This window comes from Mesorhizobium sp. Arg314, from assembly GCF_053714275.1.
The window spans coordinates 1-255 of record NZ_JBSKBP010000361.1; the positions used below are offsets into that span (position 1 = coordinate 1).

The 255-nt window shown below is 60.8% G+C and carries 1 protein-coding gene; it reads left to right on the top strand.

All coding sequences use genetic code 11. The features are described from left to right. A partial coding sequence (locus tag ACWGS9_RS35865; protein ID WP_454509570.1) for an IS66 family transposase occupies nucleotides 1–255 on the top strand: 255 nt, incomplete at both ends.

Here is a 255-nt window from a genome sequence, read left to right on the forward strand (position 1 = left end):
TACGCCTCGAGCGACCGACGAGGTGAGCACCCACAAAAACATCTGGCCCGCTTCGGGGGCGGCGTCCTTCAGGTCGATTGTTATAGCGGCTTCAATCCGCTCTTCGATCCGAAGCGGAAAGAGCGGCCGATCACGCCCGCATTCTGTTTTGCGCATGCACGCAGGGGATTCTTCGAACTGGCCGACGTCGAGAAAAATGCCCGCGAGGGCAAGAGGAATGGCAAACCGATCTCCCCGATGGCGCTGGAGGCGGTC